Genomic DNA, 23078 nt, shown 5'->3' with positions numbered 1-23078 from the left:
TCGCTCGTGATCGTCGTGTCGGTCACCCTGCTGGTATCCCTGGCCGTCTACGGTTCCAACGGCAACTTCAACCTGTCGGGATAGAGGCGCCGGTGAAAAGCAGTGTGGTACGTCCCCTGACAGGGTTGGCCCTGATCGTCACGATCGTTCTGATCGTCGCATTGGCGGTGGCCCTGTTTCAGGGCAGCTTCACCAAAACCGTTCCCGTGACGGTGATCTCGGAGCGGGCCGGCTTGGTGATGAACAACGACGCCGAAGTGAAGATGCGAGGCGTCGACGTCGGCAAGGTCGAGTCGATCGAGACCCGCCCGGACGGCACGGCAGCGCTGCACCTGGCGATGGATCCCGCGCAGATGCACCTCATCCCGTCGAACGTCGACGTCGACATCGCGTCGACGACAGTGTTCGGCTCGAAGTTCGTTCAGATGAAGCCCCCGGAGAATCCGTCGGCCGAGAAGTTGCGTGCGGGTCAGGTCATTCAAAGTGGCAGCGTCACCGTCGAAATCAATACGGTGTTCCAACAGCTGGTCAACGTGCTCGACAAGATCGACCCCGCGAAGCTGAACCAGACGCTGGGTGCGATCGCCACCGCCTTCAACGGTCGAGGGGAGCAGTTCGGCCAGACGTTAGTCGACTTCAACGCGTTATTGGCCAAGATCGACCCGAGCCTGCCGAATCTGGAAGCCGGCATCGAGGCCGCGGTACCGGCGTTCACCGCCTACGCCGACGCGGCACCCGATCTGATGTCGACCATCCGCAGCACCACATCGGTGAGCAACTCCATCGTCGACCAGGAGCAAAATCTCGATACTTTCCTGGTCAGCGCAATCGGGTTGGCAGACATCGGCAACGACGTGATCGGCGGAAACCGTGAGGCGCTCGGCGATGTGCTGGAAAACCTGGTCCCCACCGCTGAGTTGCTCAACCTCTACCGCAAGTCGCTGTGGTGTGGCATCGGCGGGCTGGTGCCCTTCGCGAAGTCACCACCGCAGTTTTCGGGCGTATTGGTGAATGCCGGTCTGACCCTCGGGGTCGAGCGGTACCGCTTTCCGGGCGACCTGCCCAAGGTCGCCGCCAAGAGCGGGGGACGCGACTACTGCCAGGAACTCGGCCTGCCCGAATTGCCGCCAGAGTTCGTGCCGCCTGCGCTCGTCGGGGACGTCGGCTCCAATCCGGCGCAGTACGGAAACGCGGGAATTCTGCTGAACTCCGAGGGCCTCAAGAACTGGTTGTTCGGGCCGCTCGACGGGCCGCCGCGTAACACTGCGCAGATCGGAATGCCGGGATGACGGGATCAACGGGCACTCTCATCAAGTTCGCCGTCTTCGGAGTCATCATGACGGTCCTGACGGCCTTCCTGTTCTTGATCTTCAGTGATTCGAGAGGCGGTGACACCGAGGGGTACAAGGCGGTGTTCACCGATGCCTCCCGTCTCAAGACGGGTGACAGCGTGCGCATCGCGGGGATCAGGGTCGGCACCGTGCAGAGCGTGTCGCTGCAGCCCGACCGAAACGTGCTCGTCGAGTTCGATGCCGACAAGAGCACCAAGCTGACGACCGGAACACGGGCCGCCATCCGGTATCTCAACCTCACCGGGGATCGTTACCTGGAACTGCTCGACACCCCGGACTCCACCCGGATACTCGCGAAGGGCGCCACGATCCCCGCCGACCGGACAGCGCCGGCGCTCGACCTGGACCTGCTGCTCGGCGGGCTCAAGCCCGTGATCCAAGGCCTGAATCCCGAAGACGTGAACGGGTTGACCTCGTCGCTGATCCAGATCCTGCAGGGCCAGGGCGGCACCCTGGAGTCGCTGCTGTCGAAGTCGTCCTCGTTCACCAACTCGCTGGCCGACAACAACCAGGTGATCGAGCAGTTGATCGATGAACTGCGGACGGTGCTCGACACATTGTCCAAAGACGGTGAGGAGTTCTCCGGCACCATCGACCGGCTGGACAAATTGGTCGAAGGGCTGTCCGCGGACCGCGACCCCATCGGCGAGGCCATTGAGCAATTGGACAACGGCACGTCGTCGCTGGCCGACCTGCTCGGACGTACCCGTCGGCCGCTGGACCATACGGTCAACGAGTTGCACCGGCTCGCGCCGCTGGTCGGAAACGACCTGCCGCGCTTGGACGCGACCCTGCAGCGCCTTCCCGAGATCTATCGCAAGCTCGCGCGCGTCGGGTCTTATGGGGCGTTCTTCCCGTACTACATCTGCGGCATCACGTTCCGCGCCAGCGACCTGGAAGGCCGCACCGTGGTGTTCCCCTGGGTCAAGCAAGAAACGGGAAGGTGCGCTGAAGAGTAGATGGACAAGTACAGGGGCTCCCGTCTCATAAGGGCCGGCGTCATCGGCGTCGTGCTGGTGATCCTTGTGATCACCGTCGGGTTGCAGCCGGAGCGGTTGATGTCGTACGCCACCGGGCTGCGATATCAGGCGCTCTTCACCGAAGCGGGCGGCCTCGTGGGAGGTAACGACGTCACGTTGTCCGGGATCAAGGTCGGCTCGGTCTCGTCGATCGAACTCGTCAACGGCGATGCGCTGGTTGATTTCACGATCCAGAGCAAGTACGCGCTCGGCTCGGACTCCACCGCACAGATCCGCACCGGCACGTTACTTGGTGAGCGGGTGTTGGCACTCGAGTCGGCGGGCAGCGGCACGCTCGACCGCAGCAAGCCCATCCCGACGTCTCGGACATCGTCGCCGTACTCGTTGACCGATGCAATCAGCGATCTCACCGCCAACACGGCGGCCACCAACACCGACACGCTGAACCAGTCGCTGGACACGCTGGCCGCGACGCTCGATCAAGTTGCGCCGCAACTCGGTCCGACATTCGACGGATTGTCCCGGCTATCGCAGTCGCTCAACAACCGCAACGAAAGCCTGGCCGAGTTGCTGAAGACCGCCGGCGATGTCACCGGGATCTTCGCCGAACGTAGCAATCAGGTGAACTCGCTGATCCTCAACGCCAATGACCTGCTGGCGGTGCTCAACGAACGTCGGCACGCGATCGTCAGCCTGCTCAACGCCACCTCGGCGGTTTCACAGGAGCTCACCGGTGTGGTTGCCGAAAACGAGCAGGAGCTCGCGCCCACGCTCGACAAGCTCAACGAGGTGGTGGCGGTGCTGGAGAAGAACCGGGACAACCTGGCCAAGATGCTGCCCGGCGCGGCGAAATATTATCTGACACAAGGCGAGATTGTGTCCAACGGTGCCTACTACAACGCGTTGGTTCCCAACGTGATCCCATTGCCGCCCGCAATACTCCAGCCGTTCATGGACTACGCCTTCGGCTTCCGCCGCGGCATGGACGCGGGCCAACCGCCCGACAATGCCGGACCACGGGCGGAACTACCGTTCCCCGTCAACGCCATTCCGCAGCCAGGAGATCTTCCCGATGACGGCACCCCGTAAGCGCTTGGTGACCGCCACGGCGGTCCTGCTGGCCATCGGATTGGTCGCCGGCGCAGCGTTCCTCGTGCGTCAGGTGTTCTTCGGGCCGAGCACCATCACGGCCTACTTCCCGACCGCGACCGCCATCTATCCGGGTGACGAGGTGCGCGTATCCGGTGTGCAGGTGGGCACGATCGAGTCCATCACACCTGAGGGCACCCAGACCAAGATGGTCCTCAAGGTCGACAGCGGTGTGCCGATTCCGGCCGATGCCAAAGCGGTCGTCGTCGCGCAGAACCTGATCGCGGCCCGCTATGTCCAGCTCACGCCCGCCTACCGCAACGGCGACGGACCGAAGATGCAAGACGGTGCGGTCATCCCGATGGACCGTACCGCCGTTCCTGTCGAGTGGGACGAGGTCAAGACGCAATTGATGCGGCTGGCAACGGAACTGGGGCCGGACACCGGGGTGTCGGACACGTCGGTTTCCCGGTTCATCGACAGTGCCGCGAACGCTATGGGAGGCAACGGCGAGAAGCTCCGGCAGACGCTGGCCCAGTTGTCGGGTGCAGCGAGAATCTTCGCCGAAGGCAGCGGCAACATCGTCGACATCATCAAGAACCTGCAGATCTTCGTCGGTGCGCTGCGCGACAGCAAGCAGCAGATCGTGATGTTCGAGAACCGATTGGCCACCCTCAGCAGCGTCCTGAACGACAACAGGTCCGACCTCGACGCGGCGCTGACCGACCTGTCGGTGGCGTTGGGCGAGGTCCAGCGGTTCGTGGGCGGCATCCGGAACCAGACCTCCGAGCAGTTCCAGCGCCTGGCCAACGTCACCCAAGTTCTGGTCGACAACAAGTTGGCTTTGGAGAACGTGCTGCACATCACGCCGAATGCGATCGCCAACTTCGCAAATATCTACTATCCCAACGGCGGTTCGGTGACCGGGGCTTTCTCGCTGAACAACTTCTCGAACCCGGTTCTGTTCATCTGCAGCATGATCGGCGCCGTCGCGAACGTCACCGCCCCCGAAACAGCGAAGCTGTGCGCGCAATACCTCGGTCCGGCGCTGCGCCTGCTCAACGTCAACAACGTCCCGTTGCCGATCAACGCCTACCTGCGGCCAGCTATCAGCCCGGAGCGGTTGATCTATACCGACCCGAAGCTCGCCCCGGGGGGTGCGGGGCCGGGGGATCCTCCCGAACCGTTCCCGGATGTGTCCGCCTACCTCGGCAACGGCGATGTCCCGCCGCCGCCGGGCTGGAACATGCCCCCGGGTCCGCCCGGGCTGTATACCCCAGACGCGGACGCACCGGCGACTCCGTCGCCGCCGCTGTTCCCCGGCGCGCCGATCCCCGGACCGCCGCGGGTGCTGAGCAACATCCCTGCGGGCCCGACGACGGTGGAGGGCATGTTGCTGCCGCCCACGCCCGCCGGCCCCCCGGGGCCGCCCTTGCCCGCGGAGGCCCCGCGATGATTTGCAGGAGCGATGTGAAGCGATTGACGATCGCCGGGGCGTGCGCGGCGCTGACGCTGACCGGCTGTTCATTCCAGGGCCTGAACTCGCTGCCGCTGCCCGGCGCGGTGGGCCGCGGACCCGACTCGGTGACCTACCAAGTCGAGGTCGCGAATGTGGCGACGCTGGAATCCAATTCACCGGTTCTCATCAACGACGTTGTCGTCGGCAGCGTCGGCGAGATGACGGTGGAAGACTGGCACGCCAATGTGCAGATCTCGGTCAAACCCGATGTGGAGGTGCCCGCCAACGCCGTGGCAACGGTCGGGCAGACCAGCCTGCTCGGCTCGATGCACCTGGCGCTCAATCCGCCACTGGGCGAAGAGCCGAGGGGTCGGCTGCAACCGGGCGCGACGATCCCGTTGGGTGACTCGTCGACATATCCGTCCACCGAGCGGACGCTGTCTGCGTTGTCCACCGTCGCGAACGGGGGCGGGCTCGGGCAGATCGGTGACATCATCTCCAACTTCAACGTCGCGTTGAACGGGCGGGAACCTCAGATTCGCGAATTGCTCACTCGGCTCGACAATTTCGTCGGGGTGCTCGATCGCCAGCGCGACAACATCATCGCCTCGATTCAGCAGTTGAACCGAGTCGCGGGTACGTTCGCCTCGCAGCGCGACGTGCTCGACCGGGCGCTCAAGGAGATCCCACCGGCGCTCGATGTGCTGATCCGCGAGCGGCCGCGGCTGACCACCGCGTTGCAGAAGCTGGGACAGTTCAGCGACACCGCCGATCAGTTGGTCGACGACGCCGGTGACGACCTGGTGAAAGACATCGAGAACCTGGGTCCGGTGTTCGGTGCACTTGCCGACATCGGGCCGGATCTGAACCTTGCGCTGTTGTGGGCCACCGCGTTTCCATACGGGCCGACATTCGCCGACCGCATCACCCGGGGTGACTACATCAACCTGTTCGCCAGCTTCGACCTCACCTATCCGCGTCTGAAGAAGACGCTGCTGCTCGGTACGAGGTGGGGTGACGAGAACGCCAAACTCATTCCGGCGCCCGGCGACCCGTACTACATGAATTACTCCTACAGTCCGATGGCGCTAGGCGTCGCACCGCCGCCGCAGGGGCTGCCGCCAGCACCCGGGGCGGCGGCCGGCCCGGCGTCGCCGCCGGTAAGCGGGCCGCTGCTGCCGGTCGCACCGCCGCCGCCGGCGGCACCATGGCTGCCTCAGTCCCAGGCGATCACGTCGTCGCAAATATTCGCGGGACCCTACGGGCAGTCGGCGCCACCGGCACCCGTCCCACCGGCTGAACCGACACCGGGAGGCGGTGGCTGATGCTCACTCGCTTTGTCCGAAATCAGTTGATCATCTTCACGATTGCGTCGATCCTCGGTGTCACCGTGATGATCTTCACCTACATGCAACTGCCCACACTGCTCGGTATCGGCCGCTTGAAGGTCACGCTGGAGTTACCCGCCGCGGGCGGTCTCTATCGCTTCAGCAACGTGACCTACCGCGGGGTGCAGATCGGCGAGGTGACGTCGGTGACGTTGACAGAGAACGGTGCTGAGGCACACTTGTCACTCGACACCTCACCGAAGATCCCAGCAGACCTTCAGGCCGAGGTGCGCAGCGTGTCCGCTGTCGGTGAGCAGTACGTGGACTTGCGGCCCCGCACCGACTCGGGTCCGTATCTCGAGAGCGGACAACGCATTCCGGCATCGCGGACCACGCTTCCGCAAGAGGTGGGCCCGATGCTGGACCAACTGAGCGCCCTGGTGGACAGCATCCCCGGCGACCGGATCGCCGAGCTGCTCGACGAATCGTTCAAGGCGTTCAACGGAGCCGGTCCGGACTTCCAGTCCCTGCTCGACTCGGCCTCCAAGGTGACCGATGAGGCCAGCGCCGTCTCCGACCAGACCCGCGGATTGATCGACGACAGCAGGCCGCTGCTGGAATCGCAGGCCGAGACCACCGAGCAGATCCGTACATGGGCGCGGAGCCTGGCAGGTGTCACCGGCCAGCTGGAACAAAATGATCCGGAGATCCGCACGATATTGCAGCAGGGGCCCGGTTTCGCGCAGGAAGTGTCCCAGCTGCTCAACGACATCAAGCCCACGCTACCGATCCTGCTGGCGAACCTCACCACCGTCACGCAGGTCCTGCTCACCTACAACCCGGCCATCGAGCAGCTGCTGGTCATCTTCCCGGGCATCATCGCCGCCCAGCAGTCGTTCGGCCTTCCGGGTAACAACCCCACCGGGTGGCCCACCGGCGATTTCGCTCTCACCATCAGCGACCCGCCGGCCTGCACCGTGGGATTCCTTCCGTCGACGCAGTGGCGCTCCCCGGAGGACCAGACCACGATCGACACGCCTGACGGGCTGTACTGCAAGTTGCCGCAGGATTCACCGATCAGCGTACGTGGAGCCCGCAACTATCCCTGCATCGAACATCCCGGCAAACGGGCGCCGACGGTCGAGCTCTGCAACGACCCAAGGGGTTACGTTCCGCTCGCCATGCGCCAGCACACGCTGGGGCCGGAACCGTTCGACCCGAACCTCATCTCTCAGGGCATATCGCCCGACGACAGGGTCGACTTCCAGGACCGGATCTACGCGCCGGTGCAAGGTACGCCGCTGCCGCCAGGCGCCGTTCCCGCGGGAGCGCCACCCGGCCCATCGGCACCCGACTCGCCACCGTTCCCCGCACCGGAGGTGTTGTCACCGCAGCCGACGCCAACGGCTGTGCCGCCGCCACCATTCGCGCCCCCGCCACCGCCAGCACCCATCGCACCCCCGCCGCCGCCCGGCAACTCGCTCAACGGCGCCCCACTCCCGCCGGCCTCGGGAGCCGTTCCCTCAGCACCGGCCGGTCACGTCGCCGAGGCCTCAGCGGACGGCCCGTCGGTGGCCGTGGCGACATACGACCCCAGGACGGGGAAATATCTGAGTCCGGACGGCTTCCTGCAGCAGGAGACGCTGCCCGGCAAGACTTCGAAGTCGTGGAAGGACCTCTTGCCGACCTGACCGCGCTCCGCGCGGTCAGGACAGCTTCTGCATCTTCACCGGCATCTCAACGGAGGTGGTCTGATTCCTGCCACAGGCGCCGCTCGCGGTCTTGGTCATGTCGCGGCCGGCCAAAAAGGTGAGGTTCTTCGTAAGGCGTTCGTTCCGGGAAGGATCCATTCCCCACAACATGAACTTCTGGTGCCCGGGGGCGAATGTCCCATTGGGGCAGGGCATCCAATTCGGAATGTCGCGATCGACGTACCAGAAGTCGTCGAGCCGAATGGGGGCGGTCCAGCCGCGGTCGCTACTCACCGTTCCGGTGCATTCGATCGGACTCACGCAATCTGTGCTGACAGTCCAGGTTTGGACCACGGTCACATCGTCGCGGAAGACGTCAGCGCCACCTGCACCATGGGGGCCGATACTCTTCTTCGCCCATTCACCGTCCGACATCACGAGGAAGGTGCCATTCAGTGCGACGCCGAAGTCATCGGCATACGCCGGCGTTGCGGTTCCCACGCTCGCCACGAAAGCGATCGCCGCGAAGCCCGCGGCCAAATCAGCACTGCGCATGCGGAAAGCCTATCGCGCATAGTAGTTCTCCTGCTCAATAGGGAGAATTTCGTTTCGTCGTTATGTGAGAATGACTGAATGCGGTCCCCCGTCGCAGTGTTCGCTGCCCTGTTGTCCTTCGCGGCGCTCACCGCGGCCCCGCCAGTCGCCGCTCAGCCGCCGTTGCCACCACTACCCCCGCCGGGTGCCGAGTGCGACAACCCCACGTGCACGCCGGGCATCAGGCCGGGCGTCATCCTCGGGTCGTACTGCAACAACACGACCTACTATGCCTTCGGCGTCACATCATGGGGCCGATTGGTGTTCTGCGGATCGCCGCGGCGGTACGAGCCGCGCTGGTTCCGTTCACCCGAGATGCACGGCGTGAAGAACGAATTCGACCTGTGTCCGTCGTACGTGGGCGAGGTGGCCCAAGCGCCAGATGGGCTGTTCCTCACCTGCGTAGCCAAAGACGGCCGCTCATATTGGGAGCGCGGCGACCTGTAGCGGCCGTTCCACCGTCAAGACTGCGCGCAGATCGCCGAAACTGCGAATTATTTGATCTCTCCGCTGTTTCGGCGACCGTTCTGTCGCTCAGCCGATCGGCTTGAACTCGATGTTGATTTCGGTGAGCCCGCGCAGGATGAACGTCGGCTCGTAGACGTAGCGGCGGGCGTCGATCGGCCCGTGCTTCTCCTCGCTCACCGTGATGTCGCCCAACCGGTCCAGTAGCCGTTCGATCGAGACACGACCCTCGACACGGGCAAGCGGTGCGCCCGGGCAGGAATGGATTCCGCGGCTGAATGCGATGTGCTCGCGGACGTTCTTGCGGTTCAGCTGGAACTCGTGCGGGTCGTCGAACCGCTGGGGATCGCGGTTGGCCGCCCCCGGACTCACCATCACCGTGGTGCCTGCAGGCACCGAGGTCTCACCGAGAGTGGTTGTCTTACGGGCCATCCGGAACACGCTCTTGACGGGGCTGTCCATCCGCAGGCACTCCTCGATGAACACGGGGATCAGGCTGCGGTCGTCGCGCAACTGCTGCTGAATGTCGGGCCGGTCGCTGAGCACCCGCATGGCGGCGCCCAGCAGTTTCGCGGTGGTCTCCTGGCCGGCGGCGAACAGGAAGGTCGCGGTGCGGACCACATCGACCACCTCGGGCGTGGAGCCGTCCGGATACTTCGCGGTGGCGATCGAGGTCAGCACGTCATCGCGCGGGTTCTCGCGGCGCTCCTCGATGTAGCGCGCGAACTTCTCGTCCGCCCACTCAAGAGGGTTGGTGGCGATCACCTCGTGATCGAGACCGCCGATGTTGGTGCCAGGACGCTCGGCGCCGAACGCCTCGCGGAAGTCGTTGTGGTCCTCTTCGGGGACACCGAGCAGGTCGGCAACCACCAAGAGAGAGAACGGCTTCGCGTAGGCGGCGAGAAACTCACACTTGCCGTCGGCGATGAACTCGTCGATGTGGCGGTCGGCCAACCGCCACATGAAGTCCTCGTTCTCCTTGAGGCGCTTGGGCGTCAGCAGGCGGGCCAGGATTGAACGAGCATCGGTGTGCTGCGGAGGGTCCATCGTGACCATGTGCTCGAACATCGGGATCTCGGTGCGGTGCTTTTCGAGTTGTTCGCAGATGTCGTCGCCCTCGGGCGTGAACGGCATCGGGGTGAACGGGCCCATGACCGCGACACAGGACGAGAAGTTCTCGCTGTCCTTGTAGACGCTGTTGGCCGCTTCCCACCCCGTGACCGCGAGCACGCCGTTGTTGATCGGACAACAGACCGGGTCCTTCGAGCGGATGTGGTCGTAGTACGGGTGCGGGTCGGGGACGAGGGAGGGATCGGTGAAGTAGTCAACCGAATCGAAATCAGTGGTCATATGTGTGAGCCCTCCAGGGGGTCGACGCTGGCCCGCGTGATGGTGAGCGGACGCGGCCGCTCATGAATTGGCTGAATATGCTGAGCACTTGCTTAGCATGGGGTTAAGGTCGTGGTCAAGATCGGACGGCGGGGCGCCACTACGATCGGCGTGTCGGAAGGGCGGGAAGAGAAGTGATCGGATGACAGGCGTTTCTGGGCCGACGCGACGGATTGGGGCGCCGGACGCGAAAAATCGTGGCGTGCTGCTGGATGCTGCCGAGCAACTGCTGCTCGAGGAGGGCTACGCGGCGGTCACATCGCGACGCGTCGCCGATAAGGCGAGTCTGAAACCCCAGCTGGTGCATTACTACTTCCGGACCATGGAAGACCTGTTCCTGGCCGTCTTCCGGCGCATGGCCGAGGCGGGTCTGAAGGCGCTCACCGAAGCCCTCGCCTCGCCCCAGCCACTGTGGGCGCTGTGGCGGTTCAGCACGCAGCCGGAGGCCACCCGCCTCACGATGGAGTTCATGGGCCTGGCCAATCACCGCAAGGCGCTACGGGCCGAGATCATCTACTACGCCGAACGCTTCCGTGAAGAGCAGAACAGGGCCATCGCGGCCGTACTCGAGAGCTACGGCGCGCAGGCGCAAGAAGTTCCGCCGGTGGTGTGGACGGTATTCGCAACGAGCGTGTCCCAGGCCCTGGTGGTGGAGCGGGCGCTCGGCATGACCACCGGGCATGCCGAGACATTCGCGTTCTGCGAGAACTGGATTCGCCGGCTGGAAGGCGAACCGCTCACGACGGGGTAGAACGAGGCGCGGCGCGCTCACCAGCTCCAGCGGGCGCTCACCAGCTCCGAATGGAGCAGAGCGCGCCCTTCGGGCCTTGATGCGTCTTCACTACCACTCCGTCGACCGCGAGAACGCAGTGAATATTGGGTTTCGCCTCGCCAGGTCCGCTGGTCGCCGTGACCATCGCCCAGTCATCGGGGTTGGCCAGCTGTACGTCCAGGTTCCACTGCTGGTCCGGGCCGATCTGCGCCTCGACCTTCGGGCTGAACTGGTACGTGTTATGGCTGTAGGCGGCCCAGTTCGGCGGATCGACGTCGCGGTAATAGATGTCGACGTAGAACGGTTGCTCGGAGAACACCGAGTACTTGACGTTGTGCAGCACCGGCGGTGGGGGATCCTGCGCCACCGCGGGCGCACTGACCGTCAGCACACCACCGGCAGTCACCACGAGGGCCGCGAGTAAAGCCGGCAAAAAGGTTCGGGCCGGGCGACGGACGCTGCGCGCGAAGATCATTTTCGGATCTTAAAACGATGTTCGCGGGCCAGGTCGCGAATCGCGAACCGCATCAGACCGACAGGATCGTCGCCGAAGCGGTGCCGGGAGCGCCGTACACCTGCGCCAGGCCGACTTTGGGCTCGCCGGGGACCTGACGGTCGCCGGCCTCACCGCGCAGCTGGCGGACGAGTTCGTGCACCTGCCGCAACCCCGAGGCCCCGATCGGTTCGCCGTTGGCGATGAGACCGCCGTCGGTGTTGATCGGTATCGACCCGTGGATCTCGGTGGCGCCGTCGGCCAGTAGCTTCTCCTGCTCACCGTCGGCGCACAGGCCTGTCTCCGCCATGTGGATGACCTCGGCGCCGGCGTCGGTGTCCTGAAGCTGCGCGACGTCGACGTCCTCCGGCGCCAATCCCGCCGCCTCATACGCCGCCTTGGCGGCATACACGGTCGGCGAGGAATCCTCGTCGAGCGGCGCCGACGTCGCGTGCACCTCGTAGGCGCCGAAGCGGCGGGTGCGAATCTCGGTGGCGCGCACGTAGACCGGCTTCTTGGTGAAGCGATGCGCGATGTCGCCGCGGCACATGATCACAGCCGCGGCGCCCTCGTCGGGCGCGCAGAACATGTATTGCGTCAGCGGGTAGTTCAGCACCGTCGAGTTGAGAATCTCCTCTTCGGGGATCGCCTTGCGCCGGAACGCGTTCGGGTTCAGGGCACCGTTGCGGAAGTTCTTGGCCGCCACCTTCGCCAGAGTGGCCTGCGAGATGCCGTGCTTGTGGATGTAATGGTTGGCCTTCATCCCAAAGAACTTGGTGGTGACGAACTGGCCGTTCTCGGCATACCACTGCGGCAGTGCCAGTTTCGCCGGGTCGTCGGTGAACGCACCGCGCGGGTGCTTGTCCAGTCCGATAGCGATCCCGATGTCGTATTTGCCGAGCCGGATGGTGTCCGCGGTCTGCTGGATCGCACTGGCGGCGGTGGCACACGCGTTGAAGACATTGGTGAACGTGATGCCCGTCAACCCGACGAGCCGGGTCACCGCGTCGGGGTTGGACACCTCGTAGCTGCCGCCGAAGCCGAATTGGATGTCCTTCCAGTCCACGCCGGCGTCGGTGAGTGCGGACTGGATCGCCTCGGCGCCCATCTCCATCGCGGTCTTCGGGAATCGGCCGAACGGGTGCAAACCCACGCCGATGATCGCCACGTCGTTTGTCATCTCGGTGCTCCTGTGTCTAGACGGGCTTGAAGGCGAAGGTGACGACCTCGTTGCCGTCGTCGTCGGTGGTGAACGGCACCATCGTCAGCTCGACCTCCATGCCGAACTCGAGCTTGGCGGGGTCGTTCTCGGTGAGGCGGCCCTCAACGCGGATGACGTCCTCGAGTTGGACCAACCCGACGCCGAACGGCACGAAGTCGTTGCCCGTGGGGCCCTTGTACGGCGCACCGGGCGGGAACCCCTGCGTCGTCCAGGCGACCAGCGTGCCTCGCCGGGGCAGCTTGAGTTCGGACATGTCGCCGGCGCTGCACTTCGGGCAGCGCTGCTGAACCGGGAAGGCGGTGGCGCCGCATGCGCCGCAGCGGCTGCCAATCAGCTGCGGATTGTCATCGGGCCAGGTTGAGATTTCGGGCGCGAGCGCCACTTGCTGTGTCGGCACGCGCCGACGATAACCGGAAATGACGTTCTCGTCTAGAGAGAACCAGGGTCGTCAAGCGGTCGACGCGCTGCTAGCCTCCCGGATGTGGACGCCGACAAAGCGCAGATCGCCGAGGTCTTGATTCGTTACGCGACCGGAATCGACTTCAAAGACTGGCAGCTGTTCCGCACGTGCTGGGCCGACGCGGTCGACATCGATTACGGCGACCTGGGCACGTTCACCGACGCCGACGCCTTCACCACGCTGATGGAGCAGATCCACGGCGGCATGGGGCAGACGTATCACCGCATCTCCAACATCGTCGTCGACGTGAGCGCCGACCGGGCCACGGCGCGGTCCTACGTGCATGCCGTGCTGAAGGCCGTGCCGGACGACGACAAAAGCTGGATCGACGCGCTCGGCCACTACGACGACGAGCTCGCCCGGACTCCGGACGGATGGCGGATCGTCAAGCGCACCACCAACATCGCGCGGGTGATGAGCGCGGCCGGCGTGGCGCAGTGAGCACCGGGTTCGCCACGCGATACGGCCCGTGGGCCGTCATCGCGGGGGCGTCGGAGGGCATCGGCGCCGAGATGGCGGACCAATTGGCCTCGCGCGGGCTCAATCTCGTCGTGATCGCGCGCAACGGCGCTCTGCTCGACCAGGTCGCCGCCGCGGCGCGGGATCGGCACGGCGTGCAGGTGCACGTACTTGTGCACGACTTGACCGCCCCCGACATCGTCGCCAAGGTGGCTACCGCCACGGAGGGTCTCGAGGTGGGGCTGGTCGTCTACAACGCCGGCGCCTCCGATCGCACGACCACGTTTCTGGAGAACGACCTCGACTACTCGCTCAAGCAGGTCGCGCTCGACTGCATCGGGCCGATGGCGCTGGCCCGTCACTTCGGACCCGCGATGGTCGAGCGCGGTCGCGGCGGCGTCGTGATCGTCGCGTCGCTGGCCTGTCTGGCCGGGTCGGCCACGCTCGCGGTGTACTCCGCGGTGAAGGCGTTCCAACACACGTTCGCCGAGGGACTGTGGGCCGAGCTTGGTCCCCACGGCGTGGACGTCTGCTGCACGCCGCTCGGCATGACCTACACCCCGGCGCTGGCCCGGATGGGTGTCGAATACGACCCGCAGACGCAGATGCCCTCGGAGGACGTCGCCGCCGAGATCATCGCGAACATCGGCAACGGCCCCACCTACGTCGTCGGTGAGAACAACCGCGCCATGGCATCTCAGGTGTGGACAATCGACCGGCGCACGCTGGTCGAGATGATCAGCGCCGCCTCAACCGATTTCGCCGCCAAGAGGAAGGGCTGAGATGCGAGCGGTGGTGCTGCGGGACGGAAGGCTCGACGTCCGCGAGACGGCCGATCCGCAACCCGGCCCCGGTGAGCTGCTGATCAGACCGCTGTCGGCGGCGATCTGCGCTTCGGACGTGCACTACATGGACCATCCGAACTCCTCGCCCCGGTTCGGATGGGATCCGGACCGCGACACCGTGATGGGCCACGAGTTCGTCGGCGAGGTGGTCGGCCACGGGCCGGACTGCTCGGGTGACTTTCCGGTGGGCACGCGGGTCACGAGCATGCCGATCCTGATCCGGGCGGGTCAGGAGCCACTGGTGATCGGCCATCATCCCGACGCCCACGGTGCGTTCGGCGAACTGATGGTGGTGTCGGAGATGATGTCGCGGCGCGTGCCCGATGCGGCGCCGAACGATGCTGTCGCGCTGGTGGACGCGTTTGCCGTGGGGGAGTACTACGTGCGGTGCTCGGGTGTGGGACCGGGTGACCTTCCGCTGGTCATCGGCGCGGGCGCCATCGGCCTGTCGACCGTCGCCGCGTTGAAGGCGCGCGGCGTCGCCCCCATCGTGGTGTCGGACTACAGCGACGATCGTCTGCGCTACGCCGCCGAATTCGGCGCCGACGTGCTCGTCAACCCGGCGAAGCGCGACCCCTACGAGGTGTGGCGGGAAACGTTTCGCGCCAACGGGTTCCAGACCACGCAGGTGATCTTCGAATGCGTGGGCGCCAAGGGCTTGATGCAGACCATCGTCGACTCGTGCGAGTTTCTGGCGCGAGTGCATGCCGCGGGCGGCTGGTACGACGCGGGCACCATCGACTGCACCGATGCCACGCACAAGGGCATGACGATCCAGTTCGGCGGTGGGCCTCACCCGCAGGACTGGTACGGCACGCTCGACGCGGTCGCCGATGGTCGCCTCGACCCGTCGCCGAGCATCGGGGCGACGATCGGTCTCGACGAGGTACCCGACGCGATCGATCAGGTGCGCAGGGGTGCAGGCCCGCCGCGCATCGTCGTCCATCCCGGGGCGTCGTGACGATCCTGCCGGGGCCGATCCGTCAGATCGGCTATGTCGTCACCGATATCGACCGGGCGATCGCGAGCTGGCTGGAGCTCGGGGTCGGGCCCTGGTTCGTCATGCGGAATCTGACGCTGAGCGCCCGCTACCGCGGCGAGCCGTGTGAGGTCACCCAGTCGCTGGCGCTGAGCAACAGCGGCGATATGCAGATGGAGCTGATCCAACAGCACAGCGAGGCGCCCAGCGCCTTCACCGAGTTCCTCGACGCCCACGGGGAGGGATTTCACCAGTTCGCCTACTGGGCAGACGATTTCGACGCCACCATGCAGGCCGTCGAGGCGGCCGGCTGGCCGGTCGTGTGGTCAGGCGGCGAGGACGTCGGCACCCGCTTCGCCTACGTCGAACCGCCGGGCGGCCCCGGCCATATCGCACAGGTCATCGAGATCATGGAACTCACCGAGATCACCAGCGGTATGGCGGCGTTCGTCCGCGACGCCGCCGCGAACTGGGACGGCAGCGACCCGATTCGGGTACTGGGCGGGTAGCTCTCTTCGGGCGCGAAATTGCATCCCAGCAGCGAAAGGTCGAGTACGGGCCTGCTGGAACGCAATTTCGCGGAGGTGGGCGCGCAGAAGTTACTTGGTGCGGTTCATCGCCTTATCGGCGGCGGCCCAGTGCTCGTCGGAGACCCACAACCGCGCGAACGCGTCGACGGCCTCGTCGGTCGAGGCGCCCTTCATCACGCGCTTGATCTCGCCGGCCGGCCGGTGGGCCAGCTTGCGGGCGATCGCGCGCCAGTCGTCATCGAACGACTCTCGCGCCAGCACCTGATCGACCAGGCCCACGCGTTCGGCCTCCTCGGCCGAGAGGATGGTGCCGGTGCCTGCCAGCAGCAGCGCCTTGCTGTAACCGACGATGTCGACCAACCGCTCGGCGCCGCCCCAGGCGGGCATGATCTCCAGCGCCACCTGGTTGAAGCCGATCCTGATGTCGGAGGCGGCCAGCCGGATGTCGGTCGAGACCGCGAACTCGGCACCGCCGCCGAGCGCATGGCCGTTGAGCACGGCGATGGTGACGCCGGGGAAGGACGCGATGCGATCACACACCGCGCGCATCCGCCTGGCCATGGCCGCCGCGTCGGCCTCGGTGCGTAGTGCGGCCAGCTGTTTGAGGTCACCGCCGGACACGAACGCCCGGTCGCCTGCGCCCTTGACCACGAGCGCGGTCGCGCCTTCGGCTCCGTCGAGCGCGGCGTCAAGCTGCTCCATGGTCTCCGGCGCGATCGCGTTGCGCGCCTGCGGCCGGTCGATGGTGACGACCGCCAAGCCGTCCTCCAACTCGAGGTCTACCATCGATCGTTCTCCATTTGCGATATTGGCATTCTCGGTTTGAGAGAATAGCATCGCGTCGAGTCGGAGCAGCCGCCTGAGTGTGGGGAGTCCATGCGCAAAATCCCGGTCGAGCTGACCAAACGCTACGAAGAGGAAGGCTGGTGGACTGCGGACACGCTCGGTGAGCTGTTGGCCCGCCACCTGGCGGCCCACCCGGACACCGGCTTCTGCGTGCACTCCGATGTGCGCCCGTACACAGGCACATTCGCCGACGTGGAACTGCGGGCCCGTCGCCTCGCGGCCGGCCTGCACAAGCGCGGGGTCGGGCCCGGAGACGTGGTCGCGCTGCAGTTGCCCAACTGGATGGAGGCCGCGGTCGCGTTCTGGGCGTCCACCTTCCTGGGTGCGGTCGTGGTGCCGATCGTGCACTTCTACGGTCGCAAGGAACTCGCCCACATCCTGTCCACCGCGCGGCCGAAGGTCTTCATCACCGCACGCGAATTCGGCCGGATGACATTTGCGCCCGACCTGGCCGCCGACGTCCCGATCGTGGCGCTGGTGGGTGCCGAGGAGCGCTTGCGCGAGGAGCGTGTCTGCAGTTTGGACGAGCTCCTCGACGACGACCCGATGGCGGGCACACTGGCCACCGATCCGGCGGGCCCGGCGCTGATCGCATTCACCTCGGGGACGACCAGCAACCCGAAAGGCGTTGTCCACAGCCATCAGACGCTGGGCTTCGAAACCCGTCAGCTGCTCGAGAACTATCCCAAGGACCGCGGCCGCCAGTTGACCGCGACGCCGATCGGTCACTTCATCGGCATGGTCGGTGCGTTTCTGATCCCGGTGCTCGAGGGCGCCCCGATCGATCTGTGCGACGTGTGGGATCCCGGCAAGGTGCTCAAACTCATGGAGACCGAGGGGATGTCGGTCGGCGGCGGGCCGCCGTACTTCGTCACCAGCCTGCTCGACCATCCGGACTGCACCGACGCGCACCGTTCCCGGTTCACCACCGTTGGCCTCGGCGGGTCGACCGTCCCCGCGGCGGTGACGCGCCGGCTCGCCGACATGGGGTTCTTCGTATTCCGTTCCTACGGCAGCACCGAGCATCCGTCCATCACGGGCTCGCGGCCCAGTGCGCCGGAGGACAAACGGCTCTACACCGACGGCGACCCGCGCCCCGGCGTGGAGATCAAGCTCACCGAGGACGGTGAAATCCTCTCGCGCGGCCCGGATTTGTGCCTGGGCTACACCGACGACGAGTTGACCGAGCGGGCGTTCGACGACGACGGTTGGTACCACACCGGCGACGTCGGAGTGCTCGACGAGGACGGCTACCTCACCATCACCGACCGCAAGGCCGACGTGATCATCCGTGGGGGAGAGAACATTTCCGCGCTCGAAGTCGAGGAGGTGCTGCTTGGTATGCCCGGTGTGGCCGAAGCCGTCGTGGTCGCCGCGCCCGACGACCGGCTCGGTGAGCGGACGGCAGCGGTGCTGCGCATCCGGCCGGGCAGCACCATGCCTTCGCTCGAAGAGGTACGCGACCACTTCAAGCACGCGGGTGTTGCGGTCCAGAAGTGGCCCGAGGAACTGCACGAGGTGCCCGAGGGAGAGGACTATCCGCGCACGGCTAGCGGAAAGGTTCAGAAGTTCGTCCTGCGGGAGCAGGTGCGAGCCAAAGCGCGGGGGTAACTCAGTCGGTACGACCGTCAGCACATTGCGAACCGGACACCAATGAGAATAGGATTCTCCCGAGAAGAAAAGGAGTGTTCCATGGGACAACTTTCACACCGGGTAGACATCCCGTTTCCGCTGTTCGATGCGGACAACCATCTCTACGAGCCTCCCGAGGCGATGACCAAGTACCTCCCCAAGGAGTACAAGGACATCGTTCAGTACGTCGAGGTCAACGGCCGCACGAAGATCGCGATCAAGGGCCAGATCAGCAACTACATCCCGAACCCGACCTTCTCGCACGTCGCCAAGCCCGGCGCGTGGGAGGAGTACTTCAAGTTCGGCAACCCGGACGGCAAGAGCAAGCGCGAACTGTTCGGTGAGCCGATGCGCTCGATCCCGGCGTTCTTCGAACCCGCTCCGCGGCTGGAGCTGATGAACGAACTGGGCGTGGACCGCTCGCTGATGTTCCCCACGCTGGCCAGCCTGATCGAGGAGCGGCTGCGCGACGATCCGGTCGCCATCCACGTGATCATCCATTCGCTGAACCAGTGGCTGGACGAGGTGTGGGGCTTCAACTACCAGAACCGCATCTTCGTCACGCCGGTGATCACTCTGCCCATCGTCGAAAAGGCGATCGAGGAACTGGAGTGGGCGGTCGAGCGTGGCGCTCGCGCCATTCTGATCCGTCCGGCGCCGGTCCCCGGTTTCCGCGGCCCGCGGTCGTTCGCGCTGCCCGAGTTCGACCCGTTCTGGGAGCGCGTCGTCCATCACGACATCTTCGTCGGCATGCACTCCTCGGACAGCGGTTACTCGCGCTACACCTCGGAGTGGGACGGCGTCGCGCAGGAGATGCTGCCGTTCCAGACCAATGCGATGTCGATCCTCAACGAGTGGCGCCCGATCCAGGACGCGGTGGCGTCGTGGGTCATCCACGGTGCGCTGTTCAGGCACCCGAAGCTCAAGGTCGGCATCGTCGAGGCCGGTTCGAAGTGGATGTTCCCGCTGCTGGATTCGATGGCCGAGGTGTACAAGAAGGCGCCAGAAGCCTTCCTGGGCAACCCGATCGAGGAGATCAAGAACCGCATCTTCGTCAGCCCGTTCTACGAGGAGGGCATCGACGACCTGATCAACCTGATCGGCGTGGATCAGGTGCTCTACGGCTCGGACTGGCCGCACCCTGAGGGCCTGGCCGAACCGACGCACTACGTCACCGCGCTCGAACACCTTTCGGTCGAGGATCAGGCGAAGATCATGGGCGGCAACCTGGGTCGCCTCGTCACCGTGTGACGTACCGAAACGCCGCGCTACGACGATCAAGGGCGTCCCGCGCCCGATGAGGAGTAGCGCCGTCACTTGGGAGACCATCCCCGAGATGGTCTTGAGCGCAGCGGACCGTTTCGGCGACGCGGAAGCGGTCGTCGACGGTCCGTTGCGCTTGTCCTTCAGCGAGCTGATCGGGCGGATACGTTGCGCGGCAGGCGCGTTCGCCGACTTCGGGATTGTCAAAGGCGATCGGCTGGCGATCTGGGCACCGAACTCCGCCGACTGGATAGTCGCCGCGTTCGGTCTGCTGGTCGCCGGTGGTGTGCTCGTTCCGGTCAACACCCGGTTCAAACCGGAGGAGGCCGCCGACGTCATCGGCCGCAGCGGTGCGAAGGCCGTGCTGGTACAGAAGGACTTCCTCGGCCTGGACTACTCGGTGAGCACCGACGTGCCGGTGATCGACCTCGGTTCGGGGTTCCTGTCCGACGGCGCTCCGCTCGACGATCGCGTCGGCGACCTGAGGGGTACCGACATCGCCGACGTCATCTTCACCTCGGGCACCACGGGTCGGCCCAAGGGCGCGATGATGAATCACCTCCAGACGCTGCGTGCATACGAGGAGTGGGCGACGCTCGCCGACCTCCGCGAGGGTGATCGCTACCTGATGATCAACCCGTACTTCCACACGTTCGGGCTCAAGGCCGGACTCATCGCCTCGTTCCTACGGGGCGCCACGATGCTTCCGGTGGCGGCTTTCGACGTCGATACGGTGGTCGATCTCATCGAGCGCGAGCGCATCACGATGTTGCCCGGCCCGCCCACGCTGTACCACTCGCTGCTGACCGTGGCCGACAAGGACCGGCTCGCCTCCCTGCGGGCCGGCGTGACCGGCGCGGCCGACATCCCGGTGGAGTTGATCCGCCGCATCCGCGACGAGTTGCCGTTCGAAAGCCTGATGACCGGCTACGGCCTCACCGAAGCCGGCAACGTGACGTTGTCGCGGCCGGGGGACACCCCCGAGGATGTCGCGACGACCGCGGGTCTGCCGTGCGAGGACGTCGAGGTTCGCATCGCCGACGACGGCGAGGTGTTGGTGCGCGGCTACAACGTGATGCAGGGCTATCTCGACGACCCCGCTGCGACCGCCGACGCGATCGACTCCGAAGGCTTCCTGCACACCGGCGATCTCGGCGAGTTCACCGAGTCGGGCCGACTGCGGATCGTCGGGCGCAAGAAGGACATGTTCATCGTCGGCGGATTCAACGCCTATCCCGCTGAGATCGAAGGCTTTCTGCTCGAACACCCCGCGGTGGCTCAGGCAGCCGTTATCGGGGTTCCCGACGAGAGGTTGGGCCAGGTGGGCAAGGCGTTCGTGGTGCGCAGCGCGGGTCACGACCGCGTCACGGGTGAGGACCTCATTTCGTGGAGCCGGGAACGAATGGCGGGTTTCAAGGTGCCACGCTCTGTAGAGTTCCTCGACAGCCTGCCGTTGAACGCCACCGGCAAGGTGATGAAGGACCGCCTTCTGGACAATCGCCGCTGAGCATATGCGTAGCGCGTAAATAGCATTTCCGCAGGAAGACGGTGTTTGCCGGGCGGTGCCTGCGCAGGTATCGTCGCGGCGATACTCAAAAATCGATAATGGCATTCTCACTAGTGGTGAAGCAGACAAGGAGGGCGCTGTGCCGTCATTCAGGCGCCGCGAGTCGGTGATCGACGCGGACCGCGTCGACAAACCGCCGCGGGATGACCCTGAGCAGCGGTCGGCGGACTCGGACGAGGCGCTTCGCCTCGCCGAGGAGGCGGAGGCCGAAGCGGCCGAGGCGGAGGCGCTCGCCGCCGCCGCGCGCGCTCGCGCGAAGGCCATCCGGTTGCGCAGGCAGGCTGCTGAAACCAAGGCGCCGGACCCGGAGGTCGACGAGGTTCTCGAGCCGGTCGAGGAGACGGCGCCCGGGGCGAAGACCACCGACACCGTGGCCGACGACGCCGCCCAACCGGAAGCCGGCGAGGCAACCGAAACCGACGAAGCGGCCGACACCGACGTCGAGGACTCAGCGGAGCCCGACAAGGCCGAGGCGACGAAGCGGTCCCGCCGCCTGCGGATGCCGCGGATCAGGTGGAAGATCGTCGCCGCGGTGGTGGCTGTCGTCCTGATCCTGGCGTTCGGGGCCGCGAGCGCGTACATGGTGTGGCAGCACCGGCTGGCCCAAGAGGAGCAGCAGCGCACCGCCGAATTCACCGCGGCCGCGCGGCAGAGCGTGGTGACCCTGATGTCGTTGGACTTCAACAGGGCCCAGGAAGACGTGCAGCGCATCATCGACAACTCGACGGGTCAGTTCAGGGATGACTTCGAGGCCCAGGCCGAGGACTTCACCCAGGTCGCCAAGGATTCCAAGGTGGTCACCGAGGTCACCGTGAACACTGCGGCACTGACGTCGATGACCGACACCAACGCCACCGCGCTGGTCTCGGCCACCTCGAGGGTCACCAACACCGCAGGTGCCAATCAGGAGCCTCGCTCATGGCGGCTGAAGGTGGATCTGGTCCGCGAGGGTGATCAGATCAAGATGTCGAAAGTCGAGTTCGTACCGTGAGCGCCGAAACCAAACCCGACGAGGCCGACGTGACGACCGCGGCCTCCGACGAGCCGGAATCGACAGCCGTCGAACCGGAGTCGACGGCGGCCGAGGAGACGCAAGCGGCCGAGGAGACGCAAGCGTCCGAGGACTCGGAAGCGGCCGAGAAGAGTCGGCCGAAACCCCGCAGTGCCGTGCGGAGGTATCTCGGCGCGATTCTGCTGACAATTCTGCTGGTGGTCTCGGCAGGTGTCGCGGCCTGGCTTTACTTCTTCCAGTTCCGGGCCGACCAGGAGACCAACCCCGACGCCCAACGGGTCGCACTGGAGGCGGCGAAGTCGGGCACCGTGGCGCTGTTGTCGTATGCCCCTGATTCGATGGAGCAGGACTTCACGAACGCGAAGTCGCACCTGACGGGGGACTTCCTGAACTACTACACGCAGTTCACGGAGCAGATCGTGACCCCGGCGGTTCAGGAGAAGCAGGTCAAGACCAGCGCTGCTGTGGTGGAGGCCGGCGTGGCCGAGATGCAGCCCGACACCGCCGTGGTGTTGGTCTTCGTCAATCAGACGACGGTCAGCAAGGAGAACCCGGACGGGGCCTTCGCGGCAAGCGCGGTCAAGGTCGGCTTGACCAAGTCCGACGGCCGCTGGCTGATCAACAAGTTCGACCCCGTGTAGCGTCGCCGCC

At 65.6% G+C, this 23078-nt stretch carries 23 protein-coding genes; 17 read left to right on the top strand and 6 right to left on the bottom strand.

Annotated elements, in window-relative coordinates; translation table 11 throughout:
* The first annotated feature begins 92 nt into the window (after positions 1 to 92).
* The 6 genes from A5790_RS01320 to A5790_RS01295 are packed head-to-tail and all read left to right on the top strand — an operon-like array spanning position 93 to position 7899.
* On the top strand, positions 93 to 1289 hold the full coding sequence (locus A5790_RS01320; protein WP_066840801.1) for an MCE family protein: 1197 nt from the start codon (positions 93 to 95) through the stop codon (positions 1287 to 1289).
* Entirely contained in the window at positions 1286 to 2311 is a 1026-nt protein-coding gene (locus A5790_RS01315) for an MCE family protein (RefSeq protein WP_066840800.1), read from the top strand. Before A5790_RS01320 ends, A5790_RS01315 begins: the two co-directional genes overlap by 4 nt.
* The gene (locus A5790_RS01310) at positions 2312 to 3421 is read left to right on the top strand and encodes an MCE family protein (RefSeq protein WP_066840798.1); all 1110 of its coding nucleotides are present in this window, start codon (positions 2312 to 2314) and stop codon (positions 3419 to 3421) included.
* Positions 3405 to 4877 (top strand): MCE family protein, encoded by a 1473-nt coding sequence (locus tag A5790_RS01305; protein WP_066840796.1) that lies wholly within the window; start codon positions 3405 to 3407, stop codon positions 4875 to 4877. Before A5790_RS01310 ends, A5790_RS01305 begins: the two co-directional genes overlap by 17 nt.
* On the top strand, positions 4874 to 6205 hold the full coding sequence (locus A5790_RS01300; RefSeq protein WP_066840795.1) for an MCE family protein: 1332 nt from the start codon (positions 4874 to 4876) through the stop codon (positions 6203 to 6205). The genes A5790_RS01305 and A5790_RS01300 overlap by 4 nt, the downstream gene beginning before the upstream one ends.
* Entirely contained in the window at positions 6205 to 7899 is a 1695-nt protein-coding gene (locus tag A5790_RS01295; RefSeq protein ID WP_066840794.1) for an MCE family protein, read from the top strand. Before A5790_RS01300 ends, A5790_RS01295 begins: the two co-directional genes overlap by 1 nt.
* Positions 7900 to 7914: 15 nt before the next feature.
* Here the strand turns inward: A5790_RS01295 and A5790_RS01290 are convergent, their stop codons facing one another.
* The gene (locus tag A5790_RS01290; RefSeq protein WP_066840793.1) at positions 7915 to 8454 is read right to left on the bottom strand and encodes a hypothetical protein; all 540 of its coding nucleotides are present in this window, start codon (positions 8452 to 8454) and stop codon (positions 7915 to 7917) included.
* A 78-nt stretch (positions 8455 to 8532) separates the two neighbouring features.
* Between A5790_RS01290 and A5790_RS01285 the strand changes: the two genes are divergently transcribed.
* Complete coding sequence (locus tag A5790_RS01285) at positions 8533 to 8940, top strand: hypothetical protein (RefSeq protein ID WP_066840791.1); 408 nt, start codon at positions 8533 to 8535, stop codon at positions 8938 to 8940.
* An 87-nt stretch (positions 8941 to 9027) separates the two neighbouring features.
* Here the strand turns inward: A5790_RS01285 and A5790_RS01280 are convergent, their stop codons facing one another.
* The gene (locus A5790_RS01280) at positions 9028 to 10308 is read right to left on the bottom strand and encodes a cytochrome P450 (RefSeq protein ID WP_066840788.1); all 1281 of its coding nucleotides are present in this window, start codon (positions 10306 to 10308) and stop codon (positions 9028 to 9030) included.
* A 181-nt stretch (positions 10309 to 10489) separates the two neighbouring features.
* On the opposite strand from A5790_RS01280, the gene A5790_RS01275 reads away from it, so the two are divergent.
* A complete protein-coding gene (locus A5790_RS01275; RefSeq protein WP_066840786.1) occupies positions 10490 to 11098 on the top strand; it encodes a TetR/AcrR family transcriptional regulator in 609 nt (202 codons plus the stop codon).
* A gap of 37 nt (positions 11099 to 11135) precedes the next feature.
* Here A5790_RS01275 and A5790_RS01270 read toward each other — a convergent pair whose 3' ends face one another.
* The 3 genes from A5790_RS01270 to A5790_RS01260 are packed head-to-tail and all read right to left on the bottom strand — an operon-like array spanning position 11136 to position 13231.
* A complete protein-coding gene (locus A5790_RS01270; RefSeq protein ID WP_066840784.1) occupies positions 11136 to 11594 on the bottom strand; it encodes a hypothetical protein in 459 nt (152 codons plus the stop codon).
* A 52-nt stretch (positions 11595 to 11646) separates the two neighbouring features.
* A complete protein-coding gene (locus tag A5790_RS01265) occupies positions 11647 to 12792 on the bottom strand; it encodes a thiolase family protein (protein WP_066840782.1) in 1146 nt (381 codons plus the stop codon).
* Positions 12793 to 12808: 16 nt separating this feature from the next.
* Positions 12809 to 13231 carry a Zn-ribbon domain-containing OB-fold protein gene (locus A5790_RS01260; protein ID WP_064419689.1) on the bottom strand — a complete coding sequence of 141 codons (423 nt, stop codon included), beginning with the start codon at positions 13229 to 13231 and terminating at the stop codon, positions 12809 to 12811.
* A gap of 84 nt (positions 13232 to 13315) precedes the next feature.
* Between A5790_RS01260 and A5790_RS01255 the strand changes: the two genes are divergently transcribed.
* From A5790_RS01255 to A5790_RS01240, 4 genes are read left to right on the top strand one after another with little or no spacing between them, the layout of a single operon-like run.
* Positions 13316 to 13735: a nuclear transport factor 2 family protein gene (locus A5790_RS01255; RefSeq protein WP_066840780.1), complete on the top strand. Its 420-nt coding sequence runs from the start codon at positions 13316 to 13318 to the stop codon at positions 13733 to 13735.
* On the top strand, positions 13732 to 14535 hold the full coding sequence (locus tag A5790_RS01250; protein ID WP_066840776.1) for an SDR family oxidoreductase: 804 nt from the start codon (positions 13732 to 13734) through the stop codon (positions 14533 to 14535). The genes A5790_RS01255 and A5790_RS01250 overlap by 4 nt, the downstream gene beginning before the upstream one ends.
* Position 14536: 1 nt before the next feature.
* Positions 14537 to 15559, top strand: coding sequence for a zinc-binding dehydrogenase (locus A5790_RS01245; RefSeq protein WP_197696688.1), 1023 nt, complete (start codon positions 14537 to 14539; stop codon positions 15557 to 15559).
* Positions 15556 to 16086 carry a VOC family protein gene (locus A5790_RS01240; RefSeq protein ID WP_066840774.1) on the top strand — a complete coding sequence of 177 codons (531 nt, stop codon included), beginning with the start codon at positions 15556 to 15558 and terminating at the stop codon, positions 16084 to 16086. The genes A5790_RS01245 and A5790_RS01240 overlap by 4 nt, the downstream gene beginning before the upstream one ends.
* Before the next feature lie 90 nt (positions 16087 to 16176).
* Here the strand turns inward: A5790_RS01240 and A5790_RS01235 are convergent, their stop codons facing one another.
* The gene (locus A5790_RS01235; protein WP_066840772.1) at positions 16177 to 16893 is read right to left on the bottom strand and encodes an enoyl-CoA hydratase/isomerase family protein; all 717 of its coding nucleotides are present in this window, start codon (positions 16891 to 16893) and stop codon (positions 16177 to 16179) included.
* A gap of 90 nt (positions 16894 to 16983) precedes the next feature.
* Here A5790_RS01235 and A5790_RS01230 point away from each other — a divergent pair, with 90 nt between their 5' ends.
* The 5 genes from A5790_RS01230 (at position 16984) to A5790_RS01210 (ending at position 23068) form a co-directional block, all read left to right on the top strand.
* Positions 16984 to 18564: an AMP-binding protein gene (locus A5790_RS01230; protein ID WP_066840770.1), complete on the top strand. Its 1581-nt coding sequence runs from the start codon at positions 16984 to 16986 to the stop codon at positions 18562 to 18564.
* A gap of 81 nt (positions 18565 to 18645) precedes the next feature.
* On the top strand, positions 18646 to 19836 hold the full coding sequence (locus A5790_RS01225; protein WP_064396980.1) for an amidohydrolase family protein: 1191 nt from the start codon (positions 18646 to 18648) through the stop codon (positions 19834 to 19836).
* A 46-nt stretch (positions 19837 to 19882) separates the two neighbouring features.
* A complete protein-coding gene (locus A5790_RS01220; RefSeq protein WP_082961525.1) occupies positions 19883 to 21355 on the top strand; it encodes a FadD3 family acyl-CoA ligase in 1473 nt (490 codons plus the stop codon).
* A gap of 139 nt (positions 21356 to 21494) precedes the next feature.
* A complete protein-coding gene (locus A5790_RS01215) occupies positions 21495 to 22406 on the top strand; it encodes a hypothetical protein (protein ID WP_066840767.1) in 912 nt (303 codons plus the stop codon).
* Positions 22403 to 23068, top strand: coding sequence for a hypothetical protein (locus tag A5790_RS01210; protein ID WP_066840765.1), 666 nt, complete (start codon positions 22403 to 22405; stop codon positions 23066 to 23068). Before A5790_RS01215 ends, A5790_RS01210 begins: the two co-directional genes overlap by 4 nt.
* Positions 23069 to 23078 lie beyond the last annotated feature (10 nt).

The sequence above is a fragment of the Mycobacterium sp. 852002-51152_SCH6134967 genome (genome assembly GCF_001667105.1).
GTDB lineage: Bacteria > Actinomycetota > Actinomycetes > Mycobacteriales > Mycobacteriaceae > Mycobacterium > Mycobacterium neumannii_A.
The sequence above is the reverse complement of the archived record's forward strand: the minus strand, read 5'-3'. Positions and strand labels throughout refer to the sequence as shown.